This is a genomic window from Paraburkholderia aspalathi (assembly GCF_905220735.1).
Lineage (GTDB): Bacteria > Pseudomonadota > Gammaproteobacteria > Burkholderiales > Burkholderiaceae > Paraburkholderia > Paraburkholderia aspalathi.
In genome coordinates this window covers 1-26,055 of the sequence record NZ_CAJNBA010000015.1, presented here as the reverse complement: position 1 = coordinate 26,055, position 26,055 = coordinate 1, and the positions used below count along the sequence as shown (strand labels likewise).

Genomic DNA, 26,055 nt, shown 5'->3' with positions numbered 1-26,055 from the left:
GCACGGTGTTTGGGTTCGGCCGATTGTATAGTAAAACGTCGCTAAACCAGTCTCGGAAACGTGTGATCCATACCCGGAAATACCCGTAGGAAGCGCCGCTGGCCTGATTTATGTTGTTTAGTAAAATAAACTAAACAAAGCGTGGACGTTGCCCTCGGCGCGCCAGTGCACTCAGTCGACGGGCAGCGCCGCCATGTCGGCTTGCCCTCGTAACAGCGCCACGCTCTCATCCGCATCGATCAGCACGAAGCCGCTTGTCTCGTGCTTCGCGCGCCGCTTCGCCAGCGCTGCGACGGAGGCAATTTCCTCGCTGCTGTAAAACGACGGCCCGCCGTCCGACTCGACGCGCACACAGCCGATCGCCATCGTCACGAAGCCGAAGAAGGTCGGATTGCCACGCCGGTCTTCACCGTGGATGCCGCCGGCCAGCCGGTCCGTGGGCGCGTAGAAGCGTTGCGCGCCTTCGTTGAACAGGTGGATCGCGCGCAGTACGCGCTCCTTCCAGTCCTCGCTCTGGAACAGGATCAGGAAATCGTCGCCGCCGACGTGACCCAGGAAATCGCGGGTCGGGTCGCAGACGTCGGCGAGGACGGCGGCGGCGAATTTCAGCACTTCGTCGCCTTGCCAGTAGCCGTACTGGTCGTTGAAGGGCTTGAAGTGGTTCAGGTCGACATAGCACGCGTAGAAGCCCGCGTCGTGACCCAACAGGCGGGCGATGTGCGAGCTGATCGGGATGTTGCCCGGCAGGAAGGTCAGTGGGTTCGCGTAGCGCGCGGCTTCGATGCGCACTTCGGTCACCGCGCGCACCAGCTTCTCGCCGGTGCCGAGACCGGCGTACTTGCCGTGGTTGTCGGTGATGACGAAGCCGTCGGCGAGATAGCGCTGGTCGTCGCTGGCGAGAAGCTTGGCCATCTGTTCGACGGTCATCGATTGCTCGATGATCACCGGCGACGCGTTTGCAAACTGCAGGCACGGCCGCTTGCCGAACAGCTCGCGGTGATAAGGCAGCGCGTAGCGGTCCATGAAGCTGCGGCGGTTGATGAGTGCAACCGGCTCGTCGTTTTCGACCACCGCTACCGCATGCAGATCGGGGAGGCGGTTGAACAGTTCGAGCACGTCGTTGTTGGTCGCGTGACGCGGCAGCGCGGGCGCATGCACCATCATCTTCGCCGATGCCATGCCGCCCGACGGTGACGCGCTGCTTGCTGTGCGCGTGGTTTCCGGAAATACGGCGATGTGACCGGCGCGTAGTGCGTCGCGGGCGTCGTCGGTGACGCTGCTGGCCGGCTGGGCATGCGGCCGGCCGAAGAAAAACCCCTGCCCGCAGCCGATCCCCATGTCGCGCACCACGATCAGATCCGCTTCGTCTTCAATGCCTTCGGCCACCAGCCGCGCGCCGCTTGCGTTGGCGAAGTGCTGCATCGCGCGCACGGCCTCGAATTTCAGCGAGTCGCTGGCGATGCCGTGGATGAAGAAGCGATCGATCTTCACGACGTCCGGTTGCAGGCGCACCCAAAGATTCATGCTGGCGTTCGCGGTGCCGTAATCGTCGAGCGCGAACTGCGCGCCGGCCGCGCGCAACGTCGAAATCACCGGCAGGAAACTGGCGACATCCAGAATCGTGCTTTGCTCGGTCAGCTCGATCACGATCCGTTGCGGATCGACGCCGCGATGACGCAGCAGCGCGAGTGTGTCTTCTTGCGCGTCGGCCAACTGAAGGATCGCGCCCGCGCTGAAATTGAGAAACAGCTTGCCGTCGAAATCGAGCTTCGCGAACGCGTTGATGCAGGTGCGCGCGGCGGCCTGCTCGAGTTCAAGCGCGCAGCCCTCGGCGAGCGCTTGCGAAAACAGGGCGAACGGCGTTTCGAGCGGTGTGCCGGCGGGGCCGCGGATCAGACCTTCGTAGCCGAGGATCGCACCGTCGTCGAAATCGATGATCGGCTGGAATACGGCGGACAAGTCACGCCGGGCGATCAACTCCTCGATGCGCGGCGTAGCGGATCGGGAGGGCGAACGAGGTTGCATGGCAGTTAGGCGTAGCGATCGACCTTCGTCTTATCGACTCATCCAGCCAGGAGTTAAGTGAAGTTTTAGTGAAGCGTTGCACCGGGGTGGTGCGTCGCGGCTCGGGCCCGCTGCCGGCGGGTGTTGCCACGGCCAGGACTTTGCCTATGCCATCCGGCTGAGGCGACAGCAAAGGCGTTTGAGCGTGAAATAACAAAAAAGCCGCACGAGGCGGCTTTCTTCAAATGACGCTCAGGGAGGGCGCTTATGAATGTCCTGTTTGCATTGCGCGCGTATTCAACGGCGCGCGACAGCGGCGGCGGGCCGCTCGCGCGAAGCCACGCGAGTTTCGCCGCTGGTGTCGCGCGCGCCCCAGCGCTGCGCGAGCGCGGCGCAGACCATCAGCTGGATCTGGTGGAACAGCATCAGCGGCAAGACCACGGCGCCCACCGCATGCGAGGCGAAAATTACCTTGGCCATCGGCACGCCGGCGGCGAGGCTTTTCTTCGAACCGCAGAAGATGATCGTGATCTGGTCGGCGCGGTTGAAGCCGAGCCGCTTGCTGACCAGGATCGTCACGGCCAGTGCGAGCGCGAGCAGCACAACGCTGATCAACAGCAGGCCGCCAAGCGCGGACAGCGGGATCTGGTGCCACAGGCCTTCGTCAACGGCCTCGCTGAATGCGCCGTACACCACCAGCAGGATCGAGCCCTGGTCGACGAACTTCAGCACGCCGCGATTACGCTCGATCCATTTGCCGACCAGCGGGCGCAGCAACTGCCCGGCCACGAACGGCACCAGCAGCTGCAAAACGATGTTGCCCACCGTATGCCACGGCGAGGCGCCGCCGCTCGCCGCCTGGTTGGTGACGACGAGGCTGACGAGGGCGGGGGTAATGAAGATGCCCAGCAGGCTCGAGGCCGACGCGCTGCATACGGCGGCCGGCACGTTGCCTTTGGCAATGGAGGTGAACGCGATCGACGATTGAACCGTCGACGGCAGCGTGCAGAGGAAGAGGACCCCCGCATAGAGCGCCGGCGTGACAAGTGGCGAAAGGAGCGGCTTAAGCGCGAGGCCGAGCAGCGGAAACAGCGCGAACGTGCTGAGCAGCACTACCAGATGCAAACGCCAGTGCGTCGCGCCGGCCACGATCGCTTCGCGTGAGAGCTTGGCGCCGTGCAGGAAAAACAGCAGGCCGACCGCAACGTTCGTCACCCAGTTGAACCCGACGGCGGCCTGCCCATGAACCGGCAGGAAGCTGGCAAGGATCACGGTGCCTACGAGGCACAAGGTGAAATTGTCGGGAAGCAGTTTCGGGCGAGCCATGGCGGAATCTCGATTCGGTGATGCGGAAAGCAGGGCGCGCACGAAGGCGCCCGACTCAGGCTATGGAAAACGCCTATTGTTGTCGAAAATTGATTAAATACGCAAATTCATTTGCCGAATCGATTAATGAGCATCACGCATCAGATTCGCTGCCATGACGATCTCACGTGGCGCCCCACAGGCAGTTCCAGTATTGGCGACCGTATCTGTTTGGTCCACTGCCGTTTTGACAATCCAGCGAAAAAACCGGCCTGGATTTGTCATACGCAAGCGCCTTCAACTAATCTCGCAAAAGCCGCTCAACCAAGCTGTTTCAAGGCTTTCGCGCAAGGGCTCTGTCGCAGAAAAACGTCGCAGTAACAAGGTGTTACAACAGCGGTCCGGGCCTAACACTTTTTGGCTCGACACCCTTTGCCGGGACCCATAAATTACTGCTCAAAGGCCATCGGGATGCCCCGCGCCGCGAAAGATACGCAGCGCTCGCGCCGGTCCCAGAACAAGTCCATCGCAGCTCGAACGGTGGGCTTCAGGCAGGTCTTCGGGCATGTGAGTCACTTGGTGGACGGGTTGTCGAGAACGAAGCACTGGGCGTTGGGCGCGGTTATCGCTGCGCTGTGCTCGTTCGCCTATGCAAAAGTGCCGGGCGTACCGCACGGTGGTGGTGGCGGTTATTCGCATGCTCCCGCGGGCCACGCAATGCGTGGCGATGCGCGCAACAACGGCTATTACTACGGCGCCGCCAATACAAGACCAGCTCGCAACAACGTCGCCGACAACAACGCGCGCTTGCCCCGTGGCGGCGCGAACTTCGCTACCGGCGGCTACGCCAACGGTTTTGGCGCTTACAACCCAGGCATGCGTCGCGCTGCTGGGCCGGCCGGATATCCAAACGACGGCCGCGGCGGCATGCAGTACGCTGGCGCTATCACGCCTGTCAGCGCCGAATCGCGCGCGGTACCGCGTCCGCCGCCCAACGCGCCGGTTCGCACCGGTTCGATTCGCGCCGATGTCGCCCGCTACAACGAAGAGCGCGGCGCCTCGCGTGCAATGCAGCGCCCGGGGGACGACCCGCGTCAGCAGGAAGGTTCGCCTTACCGTAACTAACGGCAGTACGGGAGTCTTGCTCCCGGCCAACGCGGTCTGACATCGCTCCTCGCCTTACCGCTCGTTTCACCGAACTCCTCTCCCACGCTTCGTCAAATCCGCTTTGCCGGCTTTCAAATCGATTGCTGCGGTATTGCGCGTCGCTGCTGTCTAAAAAGCCCCTGTCAATGTGACGTTTCGACGCCACACTTTTTTGAAAACATTCGGCAGCAAACCCTCTCCCGTCGTCAAATTTGGTCGTTTTCGCCGCGGCGCGTCATCCGCCTGTCATCTGAACCGTTATCACCCAGTCGGGCGCAATGTCAGTAACGCTTTGCGCCGGACCGCGAAGTCCGCGGCGATGCAGTGAGGACGTACAAGGCCTCTGCTTTATCAGGCCGATAAGTGACAAAACTAATCAGATCGCTATACCCGCAATAACCCACGATATTTTTGTCCATAAAAATGGTCCGCAAAGATGGTCCCGCCCAGATTGGCTCGATGATCGAACGGACAACAACAATCATTCGCGCGAGCTCCCCCTTTCGCACAGCCTTACCTTTTTGACAAAGACAGGAGAACCCATGAAAACAAGCATCAGCAGTGCGCTGAAGACCACCCTCAAGGTAACCGCGTGTGCCGCCCTGCTGGCCAGTGCATCGTCTGCTTTTGCGCAATCGAGCGTACAACTCTACGGTCAGGTCGACGAATGGGTTGGCGCGCAGAAATTCCCGGGCGGCAAGTCGGCTGCTGAGGTGTCCGGTGGCGGTATGTCGACGTCGTACTGGGGCTTGAAGGGGGCCGAGGATCTGGGCAACGGCTACAAGGCGATCTTCACGATTGAAGGCTTCTTCCTCGCGCAGAACGGCCAGTACGGCCGCTTCACGGGCGACACGATGTTCTCGCGTAACGCCTACGTCGGTATCGAGTCGCCGTACGGCACGGTGACAGCAGGCCGTCTAACCACGCCGCTGTTCGTGTCGACGATTCTGTTCAACCCGTTCGTCGACTCGTACCAGTTCTCGCCGATGGTATGGCACACCTATCTCGGTCTCGGCACATTCCCGACCTACTCGACCGATATGGGCGTGACGGGCGATTCGGGCTGGAGTAACGCGGTGTCGTACTCGTCGCCGAACTTCAACGGCCTGTCCGCAACGGCGATGTACGCGCTCGGCAACACGGCCGGCGAGAACGGCTCGAAGAAGTGGAGCGGCCAGGTGCTGTATTTCCACGGCCCGTTTGCGGCGACCGCGGTCTACCAGTACGTGAACTTCAACAGCGTGCCGGGCGACCTCGGCAGCTTCAGTACGTCGGGCGTTCCGGGCCTGAAGAGCCAGAGCGTCGCGCAAGTCGGCGCGTCGTACGACCTGAAATTCGTGAAGTTCTATGGCCAGTACATGTACACGTATAACCAGCAGACCGTTTCGAGCTGGCACGTGAATACGGGGCAGGGCGGCGTGACGGTCCCGGCCGGCCCGGGCTCGGTGATGGCTTCGTACGCCTATTCGCGTGATGGCGGCGGCTTCAACCAGACCCGTCAAACGGCTTCGGTCGGCTATGACTATCCGCTGTCCAAGCGCACGGACATCTACGCGGCTTACATGTACGACAAGATCAGCAGCCAGTCGAGCGGCGACACGTACGGCGTGGGCCTCCGCGCGAAGTTCTAAGCGTCTGGAGCCAAGGCGAGCGGCGCCTCTGAGCGGGTGCCGCGTGATGCCAACCCTGTCGGACCAGGCAATACCTGCAAAGCCCACCTTCCCCGGAAGGTGGGCTTTGCTGCTTCTGACGTCCGTTTCTGGTGCCCGCGTTCGTCCGATTTGCCGCCCAGTCTTTGATAAACCCGGCAAAATGGCGTCGATTGATTCCTGAGGCGAGCGATTGAGATGGATACCCTGGTCAGCATGAAAGTGTTTCGCCATGTGGTCGAAGTCGGCAGCTTCGTCGGCGCGGCCGAACGGATGGAGATGTCGGCGGCAATGGCGAGCAAGCACGTGATGCACCTTGAGCAGCAGCTCGGCGCGCGTTTGCTGAACCGCACCACGCGCCGTGTCGCACCGACCGAGGCGGGCCGCGAATACTACGAGCGCTTGAGCCAGGTGCTCAGCGAACTCGAAGAAGCCGAGCAGGTGGTCGGCGCGGCGAGCGTCGTGCCGCAAGGGCGCTTGCGGGTGTCGTCGCTATCGGCATTCGGTTTGAGCCACGTGATGGCCGCGGTGGCCGACTACGCCGCGCAGTATCCGCAGGTCACCGTCGACATGACCCTGTCCGACCGTGTCGTCGAACTGATCGACGAAGGCTTTGACGTCGCGATCCGGGCTTCGCCGAACGGACTGAAGTCGTCCTCACTGATCGCGCGGCAGATTGCGACCGCCCATCTGGTGCTATGCGCGTCGCCCGCCTATCTGCGCCGGCACGGTACGCCGAAGACCGTCGCCGATCTGGCGCGCCACAATTACCTGCAGTACGCGGGCGTGTCCGCACTCGAAATCGCGCCTACGACAGGCGATAGCTCGCCGCGTGTGCGTCTGTCCGGCAATCTGATCGTCAACCACCTGGAGGCGCAGCGCGTGATCGTGCTGCAAGGCGCGGGCATCGCGATGCTCGGCACCGAGGTGATCGGCGACGATCTGGCCACGGGGCGTCTCGTGCCGCTGCTGGTGGACGACGTGCCGCCGCGCGAGTTGCCGATCCATGTCGTCTACGCGAGCCGCCGGCATCTGTCGGCCAAGGTGCGTTCGTTTGTCGACTTCCTGGCCGAGCGGTTCGCGAACGAATCGCTGTGGCCTTCGCTCGAGCAGATCAAGGCGCTCGCGGTGCGATAGGCGGCCCGGTCGAGCCGCTCCTACCCGTTTAGCTATACTGGTTGCCAGCACCCATACGCGTAACGATCTGGGGGAGACATGACCGATCTGTCCACGCCGCAGCGCGCCGGTGGCCACAAGCTGCCTGCGGGCCGGCGCCTGCGTTTCGTCACCGCTGCTGCCCTGTTCGACGGCCACGATGCGTCGATCAACATCATGCGGCGCATCCTGCAAGCGAGCGGCGTCGAGGTGATTCACCTTGGCCACAACCGTTCCGTCGATGAAGTGGCCACCGCCGCGCTGCACGAAGACGCCGACGGCGTCGCCGTGTCCAGCTATCAGGGCGGCCATAACGAATACTTCCGCTATCTGGTCGACCTGCTGCGTGCGCGTGGCGGCGAACGCATCAAGGTGTTCGGCGGCGGTGGGGGCGTGATCGTTCCTGACGAGATTGCCGAGCTCGAGCGTTATGGTGTCGAGAAGATCTATTCGCCGCATGACGGCCAGCGGCTTGGCCTCCAAGGCATGATCGACGATATGATTTCGCGCTGCGCTGAAGTGGCGCGCGCCGCTGCCGCCGTTCGGGAGAGTCCGGTTGGCGAGTGGGTGGCCGATCTGTCGGCGAGTGGGCTGCCGCGTTTCGAGCCGCGTGCTGCGTCGCACGTTGAGACGCGGGCTGAAGATCACGTCAACGCGCGCGATGTTTCCGGGAAGGCACGGCAGGCAGGTGGAGCGCTCCAAGGCAGCGAGATCGCTGGCACCACGAACGCAGCCGAACAACCCGACCCTGCAGCCTTCACCTTTCGCAGACTCGCGCAACTGATCAGCGCGTACGAAGCAGGCCGCGTCAAATCAGCCGAGCAGGAAATACTATCGGTCCTCGCCGAAGCGATCGATGTCCCCGTCCTCGGCATCACCGGCACCGGCGGCGCCGGTAAATCCTCGCTCACCGACGAACTGATCCGCCGTTTCCGGCTCGACTACGGCGACGCCCTCACGATTGCCGTGCTGGCCATCGATCCGTCGCGTCGCAAATCCGGCGGCGCGCTGCTCGGCGACCGCATCCGCATGAACGCGATCGGTGATTGGGGCGGCGGCGCGCGCGTCTATATGCGTTCGATGGCGACGCGCGACGCATCAAGCGAAATCACCGATTCGTTGCCTGATGTGCTCACGTTGTGCAAGGCCGCGGGTTTCGATCTGATCATCGTCGAGACGTCCGGGATCGGGCAGGGCAATGCGGCGATCGTGCCGTTCGTCGACGAATCGCTGTATGTGATGACGCCGGAATTCGGCGCGGCGAGTCAGCTGGAAAAGATCGACATGCTCGACTTCGCCAGCTTCGTCGCGATCAACAAGTTCGACCGCAAAGGTGCGCCGGACGCGTTGCGCGATGTCGCGAAGCAGGTGCAGCGCAACCGTGGCGACTTCGCGAAGGCGCCCGACGCGATGCCGGTGTTCGGCACGATAGCCTCGCGCTTTAACGACGACGGGGTGACCGCGCTGTATCAGCATGTGGCCGAGTCGCTGCGCACGCATGGTCTGCGTTCAGGCGGTGGCCGTCTGCCGGTGCTTGATGAGTTGCGCTTTTCGAGCGGCCGCAATGCCATCGTGCCGCCGGCACGCGTGCGCTATCTGGCCGATGTCGCGCAGACTGTTCACGCGTATCGTGAGCGTGCCGACGCGCAAGCGCGGGTGGCGCGTGAGCGCTGGCAACTTACAGAAGCGCGCCGTATGCTCGCTGAAGGTGATGCAGGCACAGGCGCATCATTTGATGCCGATGCCACTGCCTCCACAGGTTCAGACTCAAGTGTCGCGGCAAACTCCGCCAACACACCCCAAACCCAACTCGACACCCTCATCACCCAACGCACCGCCGCCCTCGGCGAACGTGAACGCAAACTCCTCGATGCCTGGCCGCAAACCGTGGCCGCCTATTCCGGGGACGAACACATCGTCCGCATACGCGACCGCGAAATTCGCACCGCACTCACCGTCACGACACTATCCGGATCCGAAGTCCGCAAAGTCGCGCTGCCGAAATTCATCGACCATGGAGAGATCCTGCGTTGGCTGATGCTCGACAATCTCCCCGGCTACTTCCCGTTCACCGCCGGCGTGTTTCCGTTCCGCCGCGAAAACGAAGACCCGACACGGATGTTCGCCGGCGAAGGCGATCCGTTCCGCACCAACCGCCGTTTCAAATTGCTCTCCGAAGGCATGCCGGCCAAACGTCTTTCGACTGCTTTCGATTCGGTCACGCTCTACGGCGAAGAGCCGCACGAGCGCCCCGACATCTACGGCAAGGTGGGCAATTCAGGCGTCTCCGTCGCGACGCTCGACGACATGAAAACGCTCTACGACGGCTTCGATCTGTGCGCGCCAGAGACGTCGGTATCGATGACGATCAACGGCCCGGCGCCGACGATTCTCGCGATGTTCTTCAACGTCGCGATCGATCAGCAGATCGCGCGTTTAAATGACAGGCTGCAACAGGCAGGACGCCAACCCACCAGCGAAGAACTCGCCGCCGCGCGCCGCACAGCCCTGGAAAACGTGCGCGGCACGGTGCAGGCCGACATCCTGAAGGAAGACCAAGGCCAGAACACGTGCATCTTTTCAACCGAGTTCAGCCTGAAAGTCATGGGCGATATTCAGGCGTACTTTGTCGACCACGGCGTGCGCAATTTCTATTCGGTGTCGATCTCCGGCTATCACATCGCCGAGGCGGGCGCGAATCCGATCTCGCAGTTGGCCTACACGCTCGCGAATGGCTTCACCTATGTCGAGGCCTACCTCGCGCGCGGCATGTCGATCGACGACTTCGCGCCGAATCTCTCGTTCTTCTTTTCGAACGGTATGGACCCGGAGTACACAGTGCTCGGCCGTGTCGCGCGACGCATCTGGGCCATTGCAATGCGCGAGCGTTACGGCGCGAACGAACGCAGCCAGAAGCTCAAGTACCACGTGCAAACCTCAGGCCGCAGCCTGCATGCGCAGGAAATCGACTTCAACGATATCCGCACCACGCTGCAAGCGCTGATCGCGATCTACGACAACTGCAATTCGTTGCACACCAACGCATTCGACGAAGCGATCACCACGCCCACGGAGGATTCGGTGCGCCGTGCGGTGGCAATCCAGTTGATCATCAACCGTGAATGGGGGCTCGCGAAGAATCAGAATCCGAATCAGGGCAGCTTCGTGATCGAGGAACTGACGGATCTGGTGGAAGAGGCGGTGCTGGCGGAATTCGATCGATTGACTGAGCGCGGCGGCGTGCTAGGCGCGATGGAAACGGGCTATCAGCGTGGGCGCATTCAGGACGAGTCGATGCTGTACGAGCACTGCAAGCACGATGGCTCATATCCGATCGTGGGCGTGAATACGTTCTTGAGCGCGCATCCGCATGAAGCGCCGCAGCCGATCGCGCTCGCCCGTTCCACCGACGAAGAAAAACAGAGCCAGTTGAAGCGTCTGCGCGATTTTCAGGCACAGCATCGTGACGACGCACCCGCGGCGCTTGAACGCCTGAAGCGCGCAGTGATCGACGATGACAACGTGTTCGCGGTGCTGATGGACGTCGTGCGCGTCTGCTCGCTAGGGCAAATCACGCACGCGTTGTTTGAAGTGGGCGGGCAATACCGCCGCAATATGTAGGGGCCGGACATGCTGCGGCTCCAAAACCGGGAGCCGCAGCAAAACACCTTAACCAGCCACTTACCGGGCGATCCCCAGCCGCGCTTTCGCGTCGTCATATTCCTTCGTCAGACGCTGAACCAGCTCACCAACGCTCGGCACGTCGTCCATCAGGCCGACGCCCTGGCCTGCACCCCAGATGTCTTTCCACGCCTTCGCCTTGTCGCTGCCGAAGTTCATCGCGGTCTTGTCCGATTCCGGCAACGCATCCGGATCCAGCCCCGCGTTCAGGATACTTTCGCGGATGTAGTTGCCATGCACGCCGGTGAACAGGTTCGTGTAGATGATGTCCGAGGCCGTGGAATTGACGATCGCCTGCTTATAGCTGTCGACCGCATGTGCTTCTTTGGTCGCGATGAAACGCGTGCCCATGTAGGCGAGATCCGCGCCCATGGCCTGCGCGGCGAGGATCGAGCCGCCGTTGGCGATCGAACCGGACAGCACGATCGGGCCGTCGAACATGCGCCGCACTTCGCCGACCAGCGCGAACGGCGAGGTCGTGCCCGCATGGCCGCCGGCGCCCGACGCCACCAGGATCAGCCCGTCGACGCCTGCTTCCAGGGCCTTCTGCGCATGCCGCAGGTTGATCACGTCATGCAGCACGATGCCGCCGTAGCTATGCACCGCGTCGACAATCTCACGCGCCGGTGCGCGCAGGCTGGTGATGAAAATCGGCACCTTGTGTTCGACGCACACACGCACGTCGTGCTCGAGCCGCGTATTCGACTGATGGACGATCTGGTTGACGGCGATCGGCCCGATGATCGCATCGGGATTGGCCGCCTTGTGCTCGGCGAGCTGCGCCTGAATCTGCGTGAGCCATTCGTCGAGCAGTTCGGCCGGGCGAGCGTTCAGCGCGGGGAACGAGCCGACGATGCCAGCCTTACATTGAGCCAACACGAGTTCGGGATAGCTGACGATGAACATCGGCGAAGCGACGACGGGCAGCGCGAGTTTTTGCAGGACGGCGGGCAATGCCATGGTGCGAGTCTCCTGATAAACGGGCCGGTGCGGTGTAGAGCGCCCGGCGATAATGAGTTTAGCGGCACATGACCTGTGGTGCGTCGAGACTGGCCAGCAGCCGTGCTGCCGCCACGACCCCGCTCCGCATTTGCCATGCGTTTGTCATGACCGCTCAAAAATTTAAGAACGATCGTTCGATTATAGGCGAAGCGGCCGCATCGTGTCCGTTTAGAACAGTTGGAAGGAGTGTTCAGGTTCTATGCCTGCGTGGGCTATCCCACCCCGCATCGACACATTGCGCTTCTACAATGGTTTGACTCCCAAACGACAAGAGACCCGCTATGGCCTTCGAGGATTTCACGCCCTTTCGTGTCGCCGTGGGCGACGTCGATATTTTCGGAGTGAAGGGCGGGTCAGGGCCGCCCCTGCTGTTGTTGCACGGTCACCCGCAGTCGCATCTGATCTGGCAGCGGTGCGCGGCGCAACTGGCGGAGCACTTCACCGTCATTGCCACCGATCTGCGCGGCTACGGCGCCTCGGGCAAACCGCCCAGCGACGCCGACCACAGGCCGTATTCCAAACGCGCGATGGCGGCCGACCAGGTCGCCGTGATGCGCCACTTCGGCTTCGAACGATTTCTCGTGTGCGCTCATGATCGCGGCGCCCGCGTCGCGCACCGGATGGCGCTCGATCATCCCGACGCCGTCGAGCGTTTGATGCTGCTCGACATCGCGCCGACGCTCGCGATGTACGAAGCCACCGACCGCGCCTTTGCGACCCATTACTTCCACTGGTTCTTCCTGATCCAGCCGGAGCCGCTGCCGGAAACGCTGATCGGCGCGAACCCGGCCGCCTATGTCGATGCGGTGATGGGGAGCCGTCACGCGGGCCTTGCGCCGTTCGCGCCCGAAGCGCTTGACGCGTATCGCAGCGCGCTGGCGCAGCCCGGCGCCGTGCATGCGATGTGCGAGGACTACCGGGCGTCGGCGAGCATCGATCTTGAACACGACCGTGCCGACATCGAGCGCGGCCACAAGATCGGCTGTCCGCTGCGTGTGTTGTGGGGCGAGCAGGGGGTGATCGAGAAGTGCTTCGACGCGCTGGCGGAATGGCGTCACGTTGCGCGGGACGTGAGCGGGCGCTCACTGCCGTGCGGCCATTACATTCCCGAAGAGGCGTCGGAGGAATTGGTCACGGAAATGCTGTCGTTCTTCGAGGCGGTTGAGCAGTAAGTGGTTTCGTTCAGCGCGCGGCACCGCCGCGCGCTCCGCTCAGCCTAGCGGCGGCAAGCGGCGCGCGACCGGCGTCGACTTGACGATGGCGGTGCTGGTCTCCGCGCGCTCGGTCACCTTCGAGAGAATCTCGTCGAGCTGCTCGATCGAATGCAGGTAGAGGCGGCAGATGAAGCAGTCGTCGCCGGTCACCTTGTCGCATTCGACAAACTCCGGAATTCGCCGGATCACGTCTTCCACCAGATGCAGCTGCCCGGGCAGGGGCTTCACGCGCACGATTGCCTGCAGCGTGAAGCCGAGCGCGCGCGGATCGATCTGCACGGTGAAGCGCTCGATCACGCCTTGCGCTTCGAGCCTGCGGACGCGCTCGGCCGTACTTGGCGCCGAGAGGCCAACCCGGCGCGCCAGTTCGCTGACCGGCTGGCGGGCGTCCGCCGCCAGCGCGGCGAGTAGCGCGCGGTCGGTTTCATCGAGTGTCGCGGGTGTGGCAGGAGCAAGGCGTTTCGTCATGACGGCCTTCGATTATTAGGTTTCTTCGCGGGAAGACTTAAGTTTAGCCCTGTATTCGGGCGATCGGATTAATTACACTGCTTCTCATGCAGGAATCAATTCGAGGATCGAATCATGGCGTCAAATGAGATTCGCCGCGGCGCGGCGGAAATGACCATGGCCATGCTGATGTCCGGCACCATCGGCTGGCTGGTGGTGTCGTCGCAGCAGAGTCCGTTCAACGTGGTGTTCTTTCGCTGTATTTTTGGTGGCGCGACGCTGGCGCTCGTGTGCGCCGTGCTCGGCCTGTTCAGACGCAAGCTCTTTTCCTGGAAGATGCTCGGCCTCGCGCTGCTGGGCGGCGCGGCGATCGTCATTAACTGGGTGCTGCTGTTCGCGGCCTATTCACGCGCGTCGATCTCGATGGCGACGGCCGTCTACAACACGCAGCCGTTCATGCTGGTCGCGCTTGGCGCGCTGGTGTTTCGCGAGCGCATCAGCGCGTCGGCGGTGGCCTGGCTGGTGGTCGCGTTTATCGGCCTCGTGTTCGTGGTGAAGGTCGAGCCCGCGGTATTGGCGGTGCCGGGCCAGTATCTGGTCGGGGTCGCCTATGCCGTGGGCGCAGCGGCAATGTACGCGGTCTCGTCGATTATCACGAAGCGCCTGAAGGGTACGCCGCCGCATCTGATTGCGCTGATCCAGGTGTCGCTCGGCGTCGTGATGCTGGCGCCGTTCGTGCGCTTCGATGCGCTACCGACCAACGGCGTGCAGTGGCTCGAATTGATCGTGCTCGGTATCGTCAACACGGGGCTCATGTACGTGCTGCTCTACGGCGCAATCCAGAAGCTGCCGACTTCGATGACCGGCGCGTTGTCGTTCATCTATCCGGTGGTGGCGATCATCGTCGACCGGGTTGCGTTCGGGCAGACACTCGCGTGGATTCAGGTGCTCGGTGCGGTGCTGATCCTGCTCGCGGCCGCCGGTGTGAATCTCGGCTGGCGGATCGTGCCGCAGAAACGCCTGTCTTCGACCTGATGGAATGGCTGAGATGCCGATGGATCAGCCGGCAATAGTACGGATTCCGGAGCAATCGGCGCGTTCAATTGTTCATATGGACGGACCAATGACGCCCAACGCGCGCGGCTACGAAGCTTCGTAATGCTGTCTGTATGCGGGTTTAAAAGGCAGTGTCAAGCTTCTGTAGGGAAATCACTGATGCGGTCAAAAAACCGGCACGCGTATCATTCATATCGACGCTGATCACGTCCGACAGAATTTCCGCCGCTCGCCGTAATGGTCGAGCGGCTTTCTTTTTGGGGCGACGGTTTTGGTGTTGTGCTTGCCGCGCGGCCACGGGCCCCTGTACATCAAGCCTGGCGGGCGATGATGCGCTCGCCATCGATCTCCAATGGCCCGTTTTTGGCCGCCAACTCCTCGACGATCGTGTGCACCAACGTGGACCATTCGCCACGCGGCTTGAGCATGGTCGCGGCGGCGCGCATTGCCGCGGCATCGTCGAGCATCCGCAGCAAGGTGTCGAAGCTCATCGCGCGGACTTCGAGCAGCTTGAACACGATCAGCACCTTCAACGCATTCTTCGCATTACGTGCCGGATCGGCCCGTAGCCAGGCGACGCGTGAAAATGCCCGTTCCAGCGCCTGCTCGACATTCGTGAAGGGTGAGCCGTGGCCGGGAATCACGAGTCGCACGTCGAGCTTCGTAATGGCTTCAAGTACCGCCTGTTCTTCAGCGAAGCCACTTTCACCTTCCAGTTCGGGAAAGATCACGCCAAAGCCGTTTTCCCACAGCGCGTCCGCGCTGATCAGGATGCGTTCATCCTGGCAATACAGCATCAGCGAATGCGGATCGTGACCGGGCGCGCCGAGCACTTGCCAATCGAGCGCACCGAGCCGCAGTTGCGCGCCGGGCGCGATTGTCTCGGTGAAGGTGAAACGTTCGCAGGTCTGGCCGGTGGCGCGAAACGTCAGACGGGTTTCGTCCCAATCGCGCACCGCGTCGGCTTCGGATGCGGGAATCGCGGTACGGCACGGCCACGTCGACTGCAACAGCGCGTTGCCGCCGCAGTGATCCGAATGCAGATGCGTGTTGACGATCAGATCGAGCGGTCGCGCGCCGAGCGCTTGCCGCACGAGCGCGACCGTTTGCGGCGCGTGTGTCGCGTAGCCGGTATCGACAAGAGCGGCACATGTGTCGTCGACCAGCAGCACATTGTTCGACGAAAGCCAGCCGCGTTCGAACACTCTGACCGATGCCGGTAGGTTGATCATGGTGCGCCTGTGTCCGAGTTTGTGCTCGCGTTGGCAATCGCCGATGCTTCGGGTTTCGGCATCACCAGGATTGTCGACGTGCCGATCAACATGGTGTCGCCGCGCTGATTCACCACGCTTCCTTCGAGATGCGTCAGATCGCCGTTCAGACTCGGCTTCCAGTACGCGTCGCGCACGCGCCACGTGATCGTCAGCGTATCGTTCGCGTGGACGGCTTTCTTCAGCTTGATATCGAACTCGAGGCCGAGCGGCTGCGCGTACGTCGAAAAATAGGTCGCCAGTAGCGCCATGAAATGTGCGGTGGGTTGCGTACCGGACGCGATCAATCCGCCGAAGCGGCTTTGCGCGGCGTAGGCGTCGTCGTGATGTAGCGGGTTGAAGTCGTTGACGAGCGTGGCGAACGACTTCACCGATTCCGCCGATAGCTCGAGCGTCGAGCTGAACGTCTCGCCGATCGTTACGATGCGCGGCGCGGCGTTCACCGCTGCACCTTTGCCTGCCTGGCCATGAACTCCGCGTGGCGTTCCTCGATCGCGTCCCAGACGGCGCGCTTCGCGTCGTCGTCGAACGACGACCAGCTGGCGATCTCGTCGATCGTGCGCAAACAGCCTTCGCACCAACCGGTCGAAGCGTCCATCCTGCACACGCTGATGCACGGTGACGGCACGGCAGCCTCGTCGTCTTCGTTATCGATGCCCGCTGTCATTGCTTCACACTGTCTCGCGCAGCGCCACGTCGAGCGCCGGCGCGCCCGTCAACGCAATCAGTTCCTGCGCCGTCAGATTGAACACCGCATGCGGATGACCGGCGGCGGCCCACAGGCTGTCGAGTTCCAGGAGGTCGGCATCGATCAGTGTGACGGGCGCCGTAGCGTGGCCGATCGGGCAGACACCGCCGATCGCATAACCGGTTTTCTCGCGGACAAACTTCGCATCCGCACGGCCGATCTCGCCGACTTGCGCCGCTACCTTCTTTTCGTCGACGCGATTCGCGCCGCTCGCGACCACCAGTACCGGCGCGTCGTCTTCGCGGCGGCGAAACAGGATCGACTTGGCGATCTGCGCAACCGAGCAGCCAAGGCCGGCTGCGGCTTCGGCGGAAGTCTTGCCAGTTTCCGGCAACATCACGATCCGTCCAGCGTGGCCGCGTTCGCGCAACAAAAGCGCGACGCGGCGTGCGGAGTCAGGCAATGCGGCGAGATCGTCGGCGTCGAGGGAAGCGTGATCCGTCATTGTTTCAGGTCCTGAATGATTTGGCTAAGTGTGTGGCCTGCGTCAAACGCAGTTGGCCTGTTCGCTGCGTGCTTTGGCAAGCAAGGCCTTGCCGGCGCGCGAGACATTGGGCCGGCCGATCGACGTCGAAATGAAATCACCGATCGCGACGACTTGCGCGAGATCGACGCCGGTCTCGATGCCGAGGCCGTTCATCAGATACAGCACGTCTTCGGTCGCGACGTTGCCGGTTGCGCCCTTCGCATACGGGCAGCCGCCGAGCCCCGCCACCGACGCGTGATAGATCTCGATGCCTTCCTGCAAGGCCGCGTAGATGTTCGCGAGCGCCTGACCGTAGGTATCGTGGAAATGCCCCGACAGACGTTCGCGCGGAAACGCCTTGGTGACTGCCTCGAACACTTCGCGCGTGCGCTTCGGCGTGCCGACGCCGATGGTGTCGGCGATATCGATCTCGTCGCAACCGAGCGCCGCGAAACGTTCGACCACATCGACCACCGACGCCACCGGCACTTCGCCTTGATACGGACAGCCGAGCGCACACGACACGCTGCCGCGAATCCGCAGACCATGTTCCTTCGCCGCCTGCGCGACGGGCGCGAATCGATCGATGCTTTCCGCGATGCTGCAATTGATGTTCTTCTGCGAGAACGCTTCGCTGGCGGCGCCGAAAATCACGATCTCGTCCGCCCGTGCGGCGAGTGCGCCTTCGAAACCGCGCAGATTCGGCGTCAGCACGGAGTAGATCGTGCCGGCGCGGCGCTCGATGCCGGCCATCACCTCGGCGCCGTCGGCCATCTGCGGCACCCATTTCGGCGAGACGAACGAGGCGGATTCGACGTTGCGAAAGCCGGCTGCCGACAAGCGATTGATCAACTCGATCTTGATCGCGGTGGGGACGAATTCTTTCTCGTTCTGCAGTCCGTCACGCGGACCGACTTCGACGATTTTGACGCGTTGGGGCAAGGCCATGATGTGTCTCCCATGCAACGAGCCCGCGCGTGGCGGCGCTCCTTCAGATGAATTCGGCGGTGTGCAAAACCCGTGCTCGATATTTTGCTCAGTATCCGCGCTCAGTACCCACGCTCAATATCAACCACACCGCTCACCGTTTCGCCACGCATCAGCGCCGTCATTTTCCGCGCGACTTGCGCGACGCTCTCTTCGCGCAAGGTCAGCGCGGAAATATGCGGCGTAATCGTGATGCGTGGCTCCTGCCAGAACGGATGATCGGGCGGCAACGGTTCTTCGCGGAACACGTCCAGCGTCGCGGCGGCGACCTGGCCGCTTGCCAGCGCTTCGAGCAGATCCTGTTCGACCAGATGCCCGCCGCGTGCGACGTTGATCAGATAGGCACCCTTCGCAAGCTTCGAGAAAGTGCGGGTGTTCAGCACGTCGCCCGTATCCGGCGTATGCGGCAGCAAATTGACCAGCACTTTCACGTCGTCGAGAAACGCGTCGAACTGTGCTTCGCCGGCGAAGGTCGTGATGCCGTCGATTTGCCGCGCACTGCGGCTATACCCGCGCACCGGCATGCCGAACGCCGCGACTGCTTGCGCGACATGCGTACCGAGGACGCCGAGGCCAAGCACACCAACCGTGAAGGTCTCGCGCGGATGCGGATCGAGCACTTCCCAGCGGCGTTCGTTTTGCAGCGTCTGGTATTCGTCGAAACGGCGCAGGTAGCGCAGCACCGCATGCGTCACATACTCGGCCATCTGCAGGGCCATGCCGGTGTCTTCGAGCCGGATCAACTGGGCGCTGCGCGGCAACGTGCCGGGTTGCTCGTGTTCGAGTCCGAGGATCGCATCGACGCCCGCGCCGAGATTGAAGATCGCGCGCAGACCGTCGCGGCCGGCCAGCATCTCGCGCGGCGGGCGCCACACGACCGCGAAATCGGCTGGGTCGGTGTCGCCCGGCTGCCATTCGCGCAGATCGGCTTCCGGCAGCGCATGGGCGAAGTCGTGAAGCCACGCGGCGGCGTCGGAATGCGGCATGTAGAAGAGGATTTTCATACGGTCCGGAAGGCGCGTGCTTTGTCGAGTCGGATGACGGGAGAGGCCCGGTAGAACGGCTGCAACGCCCGCGGCACTTCACACGACGCTTGCGGCATGGGCCTCCTCCTTTTACGGATAGGCTTCATTCTACTTTTTCGCCGCGAATCGCGCGCGTTTGCGCACGGGCGTGCGATTTGCCGCTACTACATGGCCGCGCGTTTGCCCCATAAACAAAGCACAAAAACTTGGTTCGCCCTTGCGACGCCCGGCGGGACAATCATTTCCCGGATTCCGGCAGCGAGGGACAGACATGCTTTCATGCACCAAATCGACATGGCCGCCGCGGCTCGTCACCGTTCCCGGCCTGCACGGCAGCGAGGGCGCGCATTGGCAAACATGGCTCGAACGGCAATTCGCGCGTTCGCTGCGCGTCGAACAGGCCGACTGGGACGCCCCGGACGTCGCCGTCTGGGCGAAGTCGCTGCGCGATCTGCTCGCGCGCGAACGCGGGCCGTTCGTGCTGGCCGCCCACAGCTTCGGTTGCCTCGCGACTGCGCACGCGTTGCAGCAGGCGTCATATGCGAACGATGTGGTCGGCGTGCTGTTCGTCGCACCTGCAAGCCCGGAGAAGTTCGCCTTCGCCGGACCGTTCGACGCGCGGCGTCTCGGCGTGCCGTCGATTCTGATCGGCAGTGAAACCGACCCGTGGATGCCGCTCGCCGGTTCGCGCGATCTCGCGCAGCGTTTCGGCAGCGCGTTCGTCAATCTCGGCGACGCGGGACATATCAATACGGCGGCGGGATTCGGCCCGTGGCCACGTGCCAAGTATTTCGTCGATACGCTGGTGCATTGCGCGGCGCCGCTGCGGTTTCGTGAAGAGACGTTCGAGGTCGCGCAGCACGCGTATGTCTGAGTGAGGGAGGACTTGAACACGTAGTTGAGCGCGCAGTTGAGCCCGCAGATGAGCGCGAGTGAACCAGTAAGCGATCCGTTAGAATCCCGCTTCACGCTGCACGTTTGTGCGGCCACCGGTTTTCATCATCGATAGGCGGGGACAAGATGGCAGGCAAGACGGGGACATCGCGCTGGCTGGCAGCCGGCATGACGGCAATGACGCTCGCGCTCGGCGGCATCTCGACGGCGCACGCGGACACGTCGCTGCTCAACGTGTCGTACGACGTGACGCGCGAGCTGTACAAGGACATCAACGCGGGCTTCATCACGGCATACAAAGAGAAGAGCGGCGAGACCGTGTCGATTCGCCAGTCGCATGGCGCGTCAAGCGCGCAGGCGCTGTCGGTGCTGCAAGGACTGCAGGCTGACGTCGTGACGATGAACCAGCCGAACGATATCGACCTGCTCGCCGAAAAGGGCCAACTGGTGCCCGCCAACTGGCGTGCGCGCCTGCCGGACGACAGCGCTCCGTACACCACGACGATGGTGTTCCTCGTGCGCAAGGGCAACCCGAAGCATATCAAGGACTGGGACGACCTCGCCAAACCCGGCGTGCAAGTGGTGATCGCGAATCCGAAGACTTCGGGTAACGGCCGCTACGCGTATCTGGCCGCATGGGGTTATCGCAAACAACACGGAGGCACCGATGCGCAGGCGATCGATTTCGAAAAGGCCATCTTCAAGAACGTGCCGATTCTCGACACAGGCGGCCGCGGTGCGACGACGACTTTCACGCAACGCGGTATCGGCGACGTGCTGGTGACATTCGAAAACGAAGTGTCGTTGATCGACACGGGCGTGGGCGCGGGCAATTTCGAAGCGGTGTATCCGTCGGTGAGCCTGCTGGCTGCGCCGCCGGTGTCGATCGTCGACAAGGTGGTCGACAAGCGCGGCACGCGCAAGGAAGCGCAAGCGTACCTCGACTATCTGTGGTCGCCGGCCGCGCAGGAAATCATTGCGCAACACCACCTGCGTCCGCGTGACAAGAATGTGCTCGCGAAGCATGCGGGCGAGTTCAAACCGATCAAGACCTTCACCGTTGAAGAGATGTTCGGTAGCTGGCAGAAAGCGCAGCAAACGCATTTCTCCGATGGCGGGACGTTCGATCAGATCATCGTCGACAAGAAGTAAATCTTTGCCCGGAAGTAGAAAGGCCACCTCGGAAACGAGGTGGCCTTTTTAAATTGCGTGCGATTTATCGCACGCGCTTCATACGCGTAGTTCTTTAGTTCGGCGCAGCGTGCGCGTTTTGCTCATGCGCGCAGCCATGCTCGCAACCGCTCTGATCCAACGGCATCTGCTGCGCTGCTTCTGCGCGAATGCCAAGGCGTTCGAGCAGCTTGCGGTCCGCTTCGGCTTGCGGGTTGCTCGTGGTCAGCAACTGGTCACCGTAGAAAATCGAGTTCGCGCCGGCGAGGAAGCACAGCGCCTGCAACGCTTCGTCCATCTGCTCGCGGCCTGCCGACAGACGCACCATCGCGCGCGGCATCGTGATACGTGCAACTGCAATCGTACGGACGAATTCGAACGGATCGATCGCTTCGGTGCCGGTCAGCGGCGTGCCTTCCACTTGCACCAGGTTGTTAATAGGCACCGATTCCGGATACGGCTCCATGTTCGCCAGTTGCGCGATCAGGCCGGCGCGCTCACGGCGCGATTCGCCCAAACCGACAATCCCGCCGCAGCATACGTTGATGCCCGCATCCCGGACGCGTTCCAGCGTGTCGAGACGGTCCTGATACGTGCGCGTCGAAATGATCTGACCGTAGAACTCCGGCGACGTATCGAGGTTGTGGTTGTAGTAATCGAGGCCCGCTTCGCGCAGACCTTGCGCCTGATGCGTTTCCAGCATGCCGAGCGTCACGCAGGTTTCGAGGCCCATCGCCTTCACGCCGCGGATCATGTCCTTGATCGGCTCGAGGTGACGGTCCTTCGGGTTGCGCCATGCCGCGCCCATGCAGAAGCGCGTCGCGCCGTTTTCCTTGGCGACCTTGGCGGCGGCCAATACTTCATCGACCGGCATCAGCTTGTCGGCTTGCAGGCCCGTGTCGTGATGCACCGACTGCGGACAGTACGCGCAATCTTCTTCGCAACCGCCGGTCTTGATCGACAGCAGCGTCGACAGCTGCACGGTGTTGGCGTCGAAGTGTTCGCGATGAGTTTGTTGCGCGCGGAACATCAGGTCGTTGAACGGCAGTTCATACAACGCGACGATGTCGGCGACGCGCCACTTGGCCATCGGCTTGGCGCCTGCTGCAGCGTTGTTGTTGGCGGCGGCCGTGTCGGCTGGCGTCGGAGCGATGTTCAGTTGCGTCATGTCGTCAATCCTCATGGATGGATGTAATGGGTTTTCAGCGCTGCGCGTGGCGCAGCGTCTGCAGGAGTCGGTTGATGTCGAGTTGATCCGCCGCGAGCTCGGGCGAAGCTGGGCTCAAATGCGGCACGATACCGAGCAAGGGGGCATCGTATTCACGCGCAAGATGCTCGCGAATCGAAGCGATGTTTTCGTCGGGGAACGTCATGTCCGGATCGATACGGTTCGCTACCCAGCCGGCGAGCGTGAGGCCACGCGCGGCGATCGCTTCGGCAGCGAGCAGTGCATGGCTGATGCAGCCGAGGCGCATGCCGACCACCAGCACGACCGGCAGCTTCAGCGCGACGGCGAGGTCGGCGGTATCTTGCGTTGCGGTTAGCGGCACGCGAAAACCGCCGACGCCTTCCACCACGACGATCTCGGCTTGCTTCAAAGCCTGCGCATGGCAATCAACGATGTGATCGATATCGAACGTGACGTTTTCCAGTGCGGCGGCGATGTGTGGCGCGGCCGGTTCCTTCAGCAGATACGGCGTGCGAATCTCCGGCGGCAGCAGAACGCTCGACGCGGCGTCGAGTTGATCGGCGTCTTCGTTGTGCAGCACGCCGTTCACTTCGAACGCGCCCGCGGCGATCGGCTTCATCGCGGCGGCTTGCAGGCCTTCGCGAACGAAACCGCGCAGCAGCGCTGCGGAGACGAAGGTCTTGCCGATTTCCGTATCTGTACCGGTGACGAATAGAGACAGGGCGCTTTGACTCGAGCTACTCATGCGGCCTTCGCCCCGAGTTGTTGCAAGCCTGCTTCGAGCCGATCCAGATCCGCTTGCGAATGCGCGGCGGAAAGCGAAATACGCAGCCGCGACGTACCCGCGGGCACGGTCGGCGGACGGATCGCCGGCACCCAGAGACCTGCACGATCGAGCGTGGCCGCGATGTCGAGCGTGGCATCGTTCGCGCCGATGATCAGCGGCTGCACGGCAGTGTGCGAATCGACCGGCAGCCACGGCGTCGCTTTGAGCATCGCGCGCGTGCGTTCGATCAGTTTCTTGAGATGCGCACGGCGCGCATCGCCTTCTGCGCCACCGATGATGCGCAGGCTCGCCGACACCGCATGCGCTGCAGCCGGCACCGACGCAGTCGTGAAGATGTACGGACGCGCGCGCTGCACGAGCCATTCGATCACGGTTTCGTGAGCGACGACGAATGCGCCCGACACACCCGCGGCCTTGCCGAGCGTGCCAATCGAAATCAGATTCGGCGAGCGCAGCGCGGCTTCTGCAATCGCGCCACGGCCTTGCGGGCCGAGCACGCCGAAACCGTGCGCGTCGTCGACGATCAGCCATGCGCCGTGCTGCTCAGCAAGTTCAAGCAGACGCGGCAGGGGCGCGATGTCGCCGTCCATGCTGAAGACCGTATCGGAGACGATTACTTTGACTTCGGCGTCCGAGGCAGCGAGCATCGCGCTTAGCGCTTCCGTATCGCAGTGCGGATAGATCTGCACGTCAGCGCGGGACAAACGCGCGCCGTCGATCAGCGACGCGTGATTCAACGCGTCGGAGAAGAGCGTCGTGCCGCGGCCAGCGAGCGCAGTGAGCGTCGCGAGATTCGCCATGTAGCCGGTGCTGAAGTAGAGCGCGCGCGCATTGTCGACGAAGCCGCCGACGAATTCGGCCAGATCGTCTTCGAGTTGCGCGTGCGCGCGCGAGTGGCCACCGAGCAGATGGGAACCGCCGCTGCCGGCGCCATAACGTTCCGCGCCTTCAGCGATTGCGGCGATCAGTTTCGGATGCGCGGCGAGGCCAAGATAGTCGTTGCTGGCGAAGCCGATGATCGCGCGGCCGTCGACTGTCATGTGCGCGGCGCACGGCGTGTCAGCGGTACGACGATGGCGGCGCAGACCACGCGCATCGATTTCCTTGAGACCTTCGGTGAGTGTGTCGAGCAGATGCATTAGCGGGTCTCCGCGAGCGTGGCTTCAAACGTTTCGCGTGTGCGCGAGGCGAGCAGCGCGATTTCTTCGTCGTCGAGGATGTAGGGGGGCATCAGATACACCGTGGTCGAAATAGGGCGCAGCAGCAGTTCGCGCCGCAACGCGTTTTCGAAGAAACGGCGCGAGAATGTTTTGGCTTGCTGAGCATCGTCGATCACGGCATCGAACGCGAAGATCGTGCCGCACTGACGCAGATTGCGCACGTGCTTATGTTCGGCGAGCGGCGCGAGCGCGGCCTTCAGCCTGGCGGATTTCTGTACGTTTGCGGCGAGCACGTTGTCGCTCGCGAACAGATCGAGCGTGGCGAGCGCCGCGCGGCAGGCGAGCGGATTGCCCGTGTAGGAATGCGAGTGCAGAAAACCGCGCGCGGTATCGTCGTGATAGAAGGCGTCGAAGATCTCATCGCGCGACAACACGATCGAGAGCGGCAGATAGCCGCCGCTGATCCCTTTCGACAGACACAGGAAGTCCGGCCAGATGCCGGCCTGTTCGCACGCGAAGAACGTACCGGTGCGACCGCAACCCACAGCGATTTCATCGGCGATCAGATGCACGCCGTACTGATCGCACAGCGCGCGCAAACCGGCGATATACGAGGCGTCGTGCATTGCCATGCCGGCCGCGCATTGCACGAGCGGCTCGACGATCAGCGCCGAGATTTTCGTCGCGCGTGCTTCGAACAACGAGCGAACCTGATCGAGCGCGCGGCGCGCGACGTCGGCGGCGGTTTCGCCTGCTTGTGCGAGGCGCGCATCGGGCGAGGCGACGACATGCGCGTTGCGGATGAGCGGGTCGTAGGCGTCTTTGAAGAGCGCGACATCGGTGACACCGAGCGCGCCGATGGTTTCGCCGTGATAGCTGTTGGCGATGCAGACGAATTCCTGCTTGTCCGCGAAGCCGCGATTGCGCCACGAGTGGAAGCTCATCTTCAGCGCGATTTCAACGGCGGATGCGCCGTCTGATGCGAAGAACGCGTGACCGAGCGTGTTGTTGGTGAGCGCGCCGAGGCGCTCCGCGAGTTCGATGGCTGGCTCGTGCGTGCAGCCGGCGAGCATTGCGTGTTCGAGGGTATCGAGCTGATCTTTCAATGCCGCGTTGATGCGCGGATTGGCGTGGCCGAACAGGTTGACCCACCAGGAGCTGATCGCGTCCAGATAACGGTTGTTCGCGCGGTCGTAGAGCCACGCGCCTTGACCACGCGCGACCGGGATGAGCGGCAGACGTTCGTGATGTTTCATCTGGGTGCAGGGGTGCCAGACGGCACGCAGGCTGCGGGTGATCCAGTCTTCAGGGGATGCTGACTTTTCCAAAAGGTACTCCGAGGTGCTTTTTTGCCGTTGCACGGCTGGCTTTTTTAGGGCCATTTCAGTCGCGGCGCGGGTTGTTTCTTGCGCTGCGCGCGGCCTTTGGGGAGGCTTGCGGGGTCGAGATTAGCGGTTTATTTCTCGCTGTGCACTAGGGGGTGAGGGGTGGTTTTTGCCTTCGGCGATGGGGTTGGGTGCTGTTCGCGGCAGGTGGTTTCTGTTTTGGTTTGAAGGCCGCTGATGGGGGGAGTTGACGACGTCAAAGTAGTTGCGCCTTATGGGCGGGGATTTGGGGTTTGGTGCCTGCTCGGCGGATTTTTGGCGAGGGTTTTGGTCTGCTTGGCGCTTGTTGTCCGTGTTCTTGGGGCTTTGGCCTT

General features: G+C 62.7%; 23 protein-coding genes. 8 read left to right on the top strand and 15 right to left on the bottom strand.

Annotated features, from left to right (window positions below; all coding sequences use genetic code 11):
* Positions 1-171: 171 nt before the first annotated feature.
* Together KHO30_RS37480 and KHO30_RS37475 are read right to left on the bottom strand one after the other, a co-directional pair.
* Entirely contained in the window at positions 172-2,025 is a 1,854-nt protein-coding gene (locus tag KHO30_RS37480) for an EAL domain-containing protein (protein ID WP_211703938.1), read from the bottom strand.
* Between the two features lie 276 nt (positions 2,026-2,301).
* The gene (locus KHO30_RS37475) at positions 2,302-3,330 is read right to left on the bottom strand and encodes a bile acid:sodium symporter family protein (RefSeq protein WP_211703937.1); all 1,029 of its coding nucleotides are present in this window, start codon (positions 3,328-3,330) and stop codon (positions 2,302-2,304) included.
* Between the two features lie 558 nt (positions 3,331-3,888).
* Here KHO30_RS37475 and KHO30_RS37470 point away from each other — a divergent pair.
* From KHO30_RS37470 to icmF, 4 genes are all read left to right on the top strand, one after another.
* Positions 3,889-4,434 (top strand): hypothetical protein, encoded by a 546-nt coding sequence (locus tag KHO30_RS37470; RefSeq protein WP_093644887.1) that lies wholly within the window; start codon positions 3,889-3,891, stop codon positions 4,432-4,434.
* 563 nt (positions 4,435-4,997) lie between these two features.
* On the top strand, positions 4,998-6,086 hold the full coding sequence (locus KHO30_RS37465; protein ID WP_093644785.1) for a porin: 1,089 nt from the start codon (positions 4,998-5,000) through the stop codon (positions 6,084-6,086).
* 216 nt (positions 6,087-6,302) lie between these two features.
* Positions 6,303-7,241, top strand: a complete 939-nt coding sequence (locus KHO30_RS37460) for a LysR family transcriptional regulator (protein WP_093644775.1) — start codon at positions 6,303-6,305, stop codon at positions 7,239-7,241.
* A gap of 78 nt (positions 7,242-7,319) precedes the next feature.
* On the top strand, positions 7,320-10,880 hold the full coding sequence (gene icmF, locus KHO30_RS37455) for a fused isobutyryl-CoA mutase/GTPase IcmF (RefSeq protein ID WP_211703936.1): 3,561 nt from the start codon (positions 7,320-7,322) through the stop codon (positions 10,878-10,880).
* A 60-nt stretch (positions 10,881-10,940) separates the two neighbouring features.
* Here icmF and KHO30_RS37450 read toward each other — a convergent pair whose 3' ends face one another.
* Positions 10,941-11,900 carry an NAD(P)H-dependent flavin oxidoreductase gene (locus tag KHO30_RS37450; RefSeq protein ID WP_201129319.1) on the bottom strand — a complete coding sequence of 320 codons (960 nt, stop codon included), beginning with the start codon at positions 11,898-11,900 and terminating at the stop codon, positions 10,941-10,943.
* A gap of 323 nt (positions 11,901-12,223) precedes the next feature.
* On the opposite strand from KHO30_RS37450, the gene KHO30_RS37445 reads away from it, so the two are divergent.
* Positions 12,224-13,114: an alpha/beta fold hydrolase gene (locus tag KHO30_RS37445; RefSeq protein ID WP_200652535.1), complete on the top strand. Its 891-nt coding sequence runs from the start codon at positions 12,224-12,226 to the stop codon at positions 13,112-13,114.
* A gap of 39 nt (positions 13,115-13,153) precedes the next feature.
* On the opposite strand, the gene KHO30_RS37440 is transcribed toward KHO30_RS37445, so the two are convergent.
* The gene (locus tag KHO30_RS37440) at positions 13,154-13,624 is read right to left on the bottom strand and encodes an Lrp/AsnC family transcriptional regulator (protein ID WP_093644768.1); all 471 of its coding nucleotides are present in this window, start codon (positions 13,622-13,624) and stop codon (positions 13,154-13,156) included.
* Between the two features lie 114 nt (positions 13,625-13,738).
* Here KHO30_RS37440 and KHO30_RS37435 point away from each other — a divergent pair, with 114 nt between their 5' ends.
* Positions 13,739-14,638, top strand: coding sequence for a DMT family transporter (locus KHO30_RS37435; RefSeq protein ID WP_211703935.1), 900 nt, complete (start codon positions 13,739-13,741; stop codon positions 14,636-14,638).
* 332 nt (positions 14,639-14,970) lie between these two features.
* Here KHO30_RS37435 and KHO30_RS37430 read toward each other — a convergent pair whose 3' ends face one another.
* The 6 genes from KHO30_RS37430 to KHO30_RS37405 all read right to left on the bottom strand — a co-directional run bounded on the left by KHO30_RS37430 (position 14,971) and on the right by KHO30_RS37405 (position 19,135).
* Positions 14,971-15,891 carry an MBL fold metallo-hydrolase gene (locus KHO30_RS37430; RefSeq protein ID WP_211703934.1) on the bottom strand — a complete coding sequence of 307 codons (921 nt, stop codon included), beginning with the start codon at positions 15,889-15,891 and terminating at the stop codon, positions 14,971-14,973.
* Positions 15,888-16,373 (bottom strand): MaoC family dehydratase, encoded by a 486-nt coding sequence (locus KHO30_RS37425; protein ID WP_211703933.1) that lies wholly within the window; start codon positions 16,371-16,373, stop codon positions 15,888-15,890. The genes KHO30_RS37430 and KHO30_RS37425 overlap by 4 nt, the downstream gene beginning before the upstream one ends.
* On the bottom strand, positions 16,370-16,597 hold the full coding sequence (locus KHO30_RS37420; RefSeq protein ID WP_054037809.1) for a DUF1289 domain-containing protein: 228 nt from the start codon (positions 16,595-16,597) through the stop codon (positions 16,370-16,372). The genes KHO30_RS37425 and KHO30_RS37420 overlap by 4 nt, the downstream gene beginning before the upstream one ends.
* A 4-nt stretch (positions 16,598-16,601) precedes the next feature.
* A complete protein-coding gene (locus KHO30_RS37415) occupies positions 16,602-17,123 on the bottom strand; it encodes a YbaK/EbsC family protein (protein ID WP_093644760.1) in 522 nt (173 codons plus the stop codon).
* Between the two features lie 42 nt (positions 17,124-17,165).
* On the bottom strand, positions 17,166-18,092 hold the full coding sequence (locus KHO30_RS37410) for a hydroxymethylglutaryl-CoA lyase (RefSeq protein ID WP_211703932.1): 927 nt from the start codon (positions 18,090-18,092) through the stop codon (positions 17,166-17,168).
* Between the two features lie 101 nt (positions 18,093-18,193).
* Entirely contained in the window at positions 18,194-19,135 is a 942-nt protein-coding gene (locus KHO30_RS37405; RefSeq protein WP_200652542.1) for a 2-hydroxyacid dehydrogenase, read from the bottom strand.
* Positions 19,136-19,427: 292 nt separating this feature from the next.
* Here KHO30_RS37405 and KHO30_RS37400 point away from each other — a divergent pair, with 292 nt between their 5' ends.
* Positions 19,428-20,030: an RBBP9/YdeN family alpha/beta hydrolase gene (locus tag KHO30_RS37400; RefSeq protein WP_093644754.1), complete on the top strand. Its 603-nt coding sequence runs from the start codon at positions 19,428-19,430 to the stop codon at positions 20,028-20,030.
* A 146-nt stretch (positions 20,031-20,176) separates the two neighbouring features.
* A complete protein-coding gene (locus tag KHO30_RS37395; protein ID WP_093644752.1) occupies positions 20,177-21,202 on the top strand; it encodes a sulfate ABC transporter substrate-binding protein in 1,026 nt (341 codons plus the stop codon).
* A gap of 94 nt (positions 21,203-21,296) precedes the next feature.
* Here KHO30_RS37395 and bioB read toward each other — a convergent pair whose 3' ends face one another.
* The 5 genes from bioB to KHO30_RS37370 all read right to left on the bottom strand — a co-directional run.
* Positions 21,297-22,388, bottom strand: coding sequence for a biotin synthase BioB (bioB, locus tag KHO30_RS37390; RefSeq protein WP_211703931.1), 1,092 nt, complete (start codon positions 22,386-22,388; stop codon positions 21,297-21,299).
* A gap of 34 nt (positions 22,389-22,422) precedes the next feature.
* Positions 22,423-23,154, bottom strand: a complete 732-nt coding sequence (bioD, locus tag KHO30_RS37385) for a dethiobiotin synthase (protein WP_211703930.1) — start codon at positions 23,152-23,154, stop codon at positions 22,423-22,425.
* Positions 23,151-24,335 (bottom strand): 8-amino-7-oxononanoate synthase, encoded by a 1,185-nt coding sequence (gene bioF / locus KHO30_RS37380; protein WP_211703929.1) that lies wholly within the window; start codon positions 24,333-24,335, stop codon positions 23,151-23,153. The genes bioD and bioF overlap by 4 nt, the downstream gene beginning before the upstream one ends.
* Positions 24,335-25,684, bottom strand: a complete 1,350-nt coding sequence (gene bioA / locus KHO30_RS37375) for an adenosylmethionine--8-amino-7-oxononanoate transaminase (RefSeq protein WP_211703928.1) — start codon at positions 25,682-25,684, stop codon at positions 24,335-24,337. The genes bioF and bioA overlap by 1 nt, the downstream gene beginning before the upstream one ends.
* Before the next feature lie 120 nt (positions 25,685-25,804).
* Positions 25,805-26,055: hypothetical protein (locus KHO30_RS37370; RefSeq protein ID WP_211703927.1), on the bottom strand; the 251-nt coding region annotated here is incomplete at its 5' end.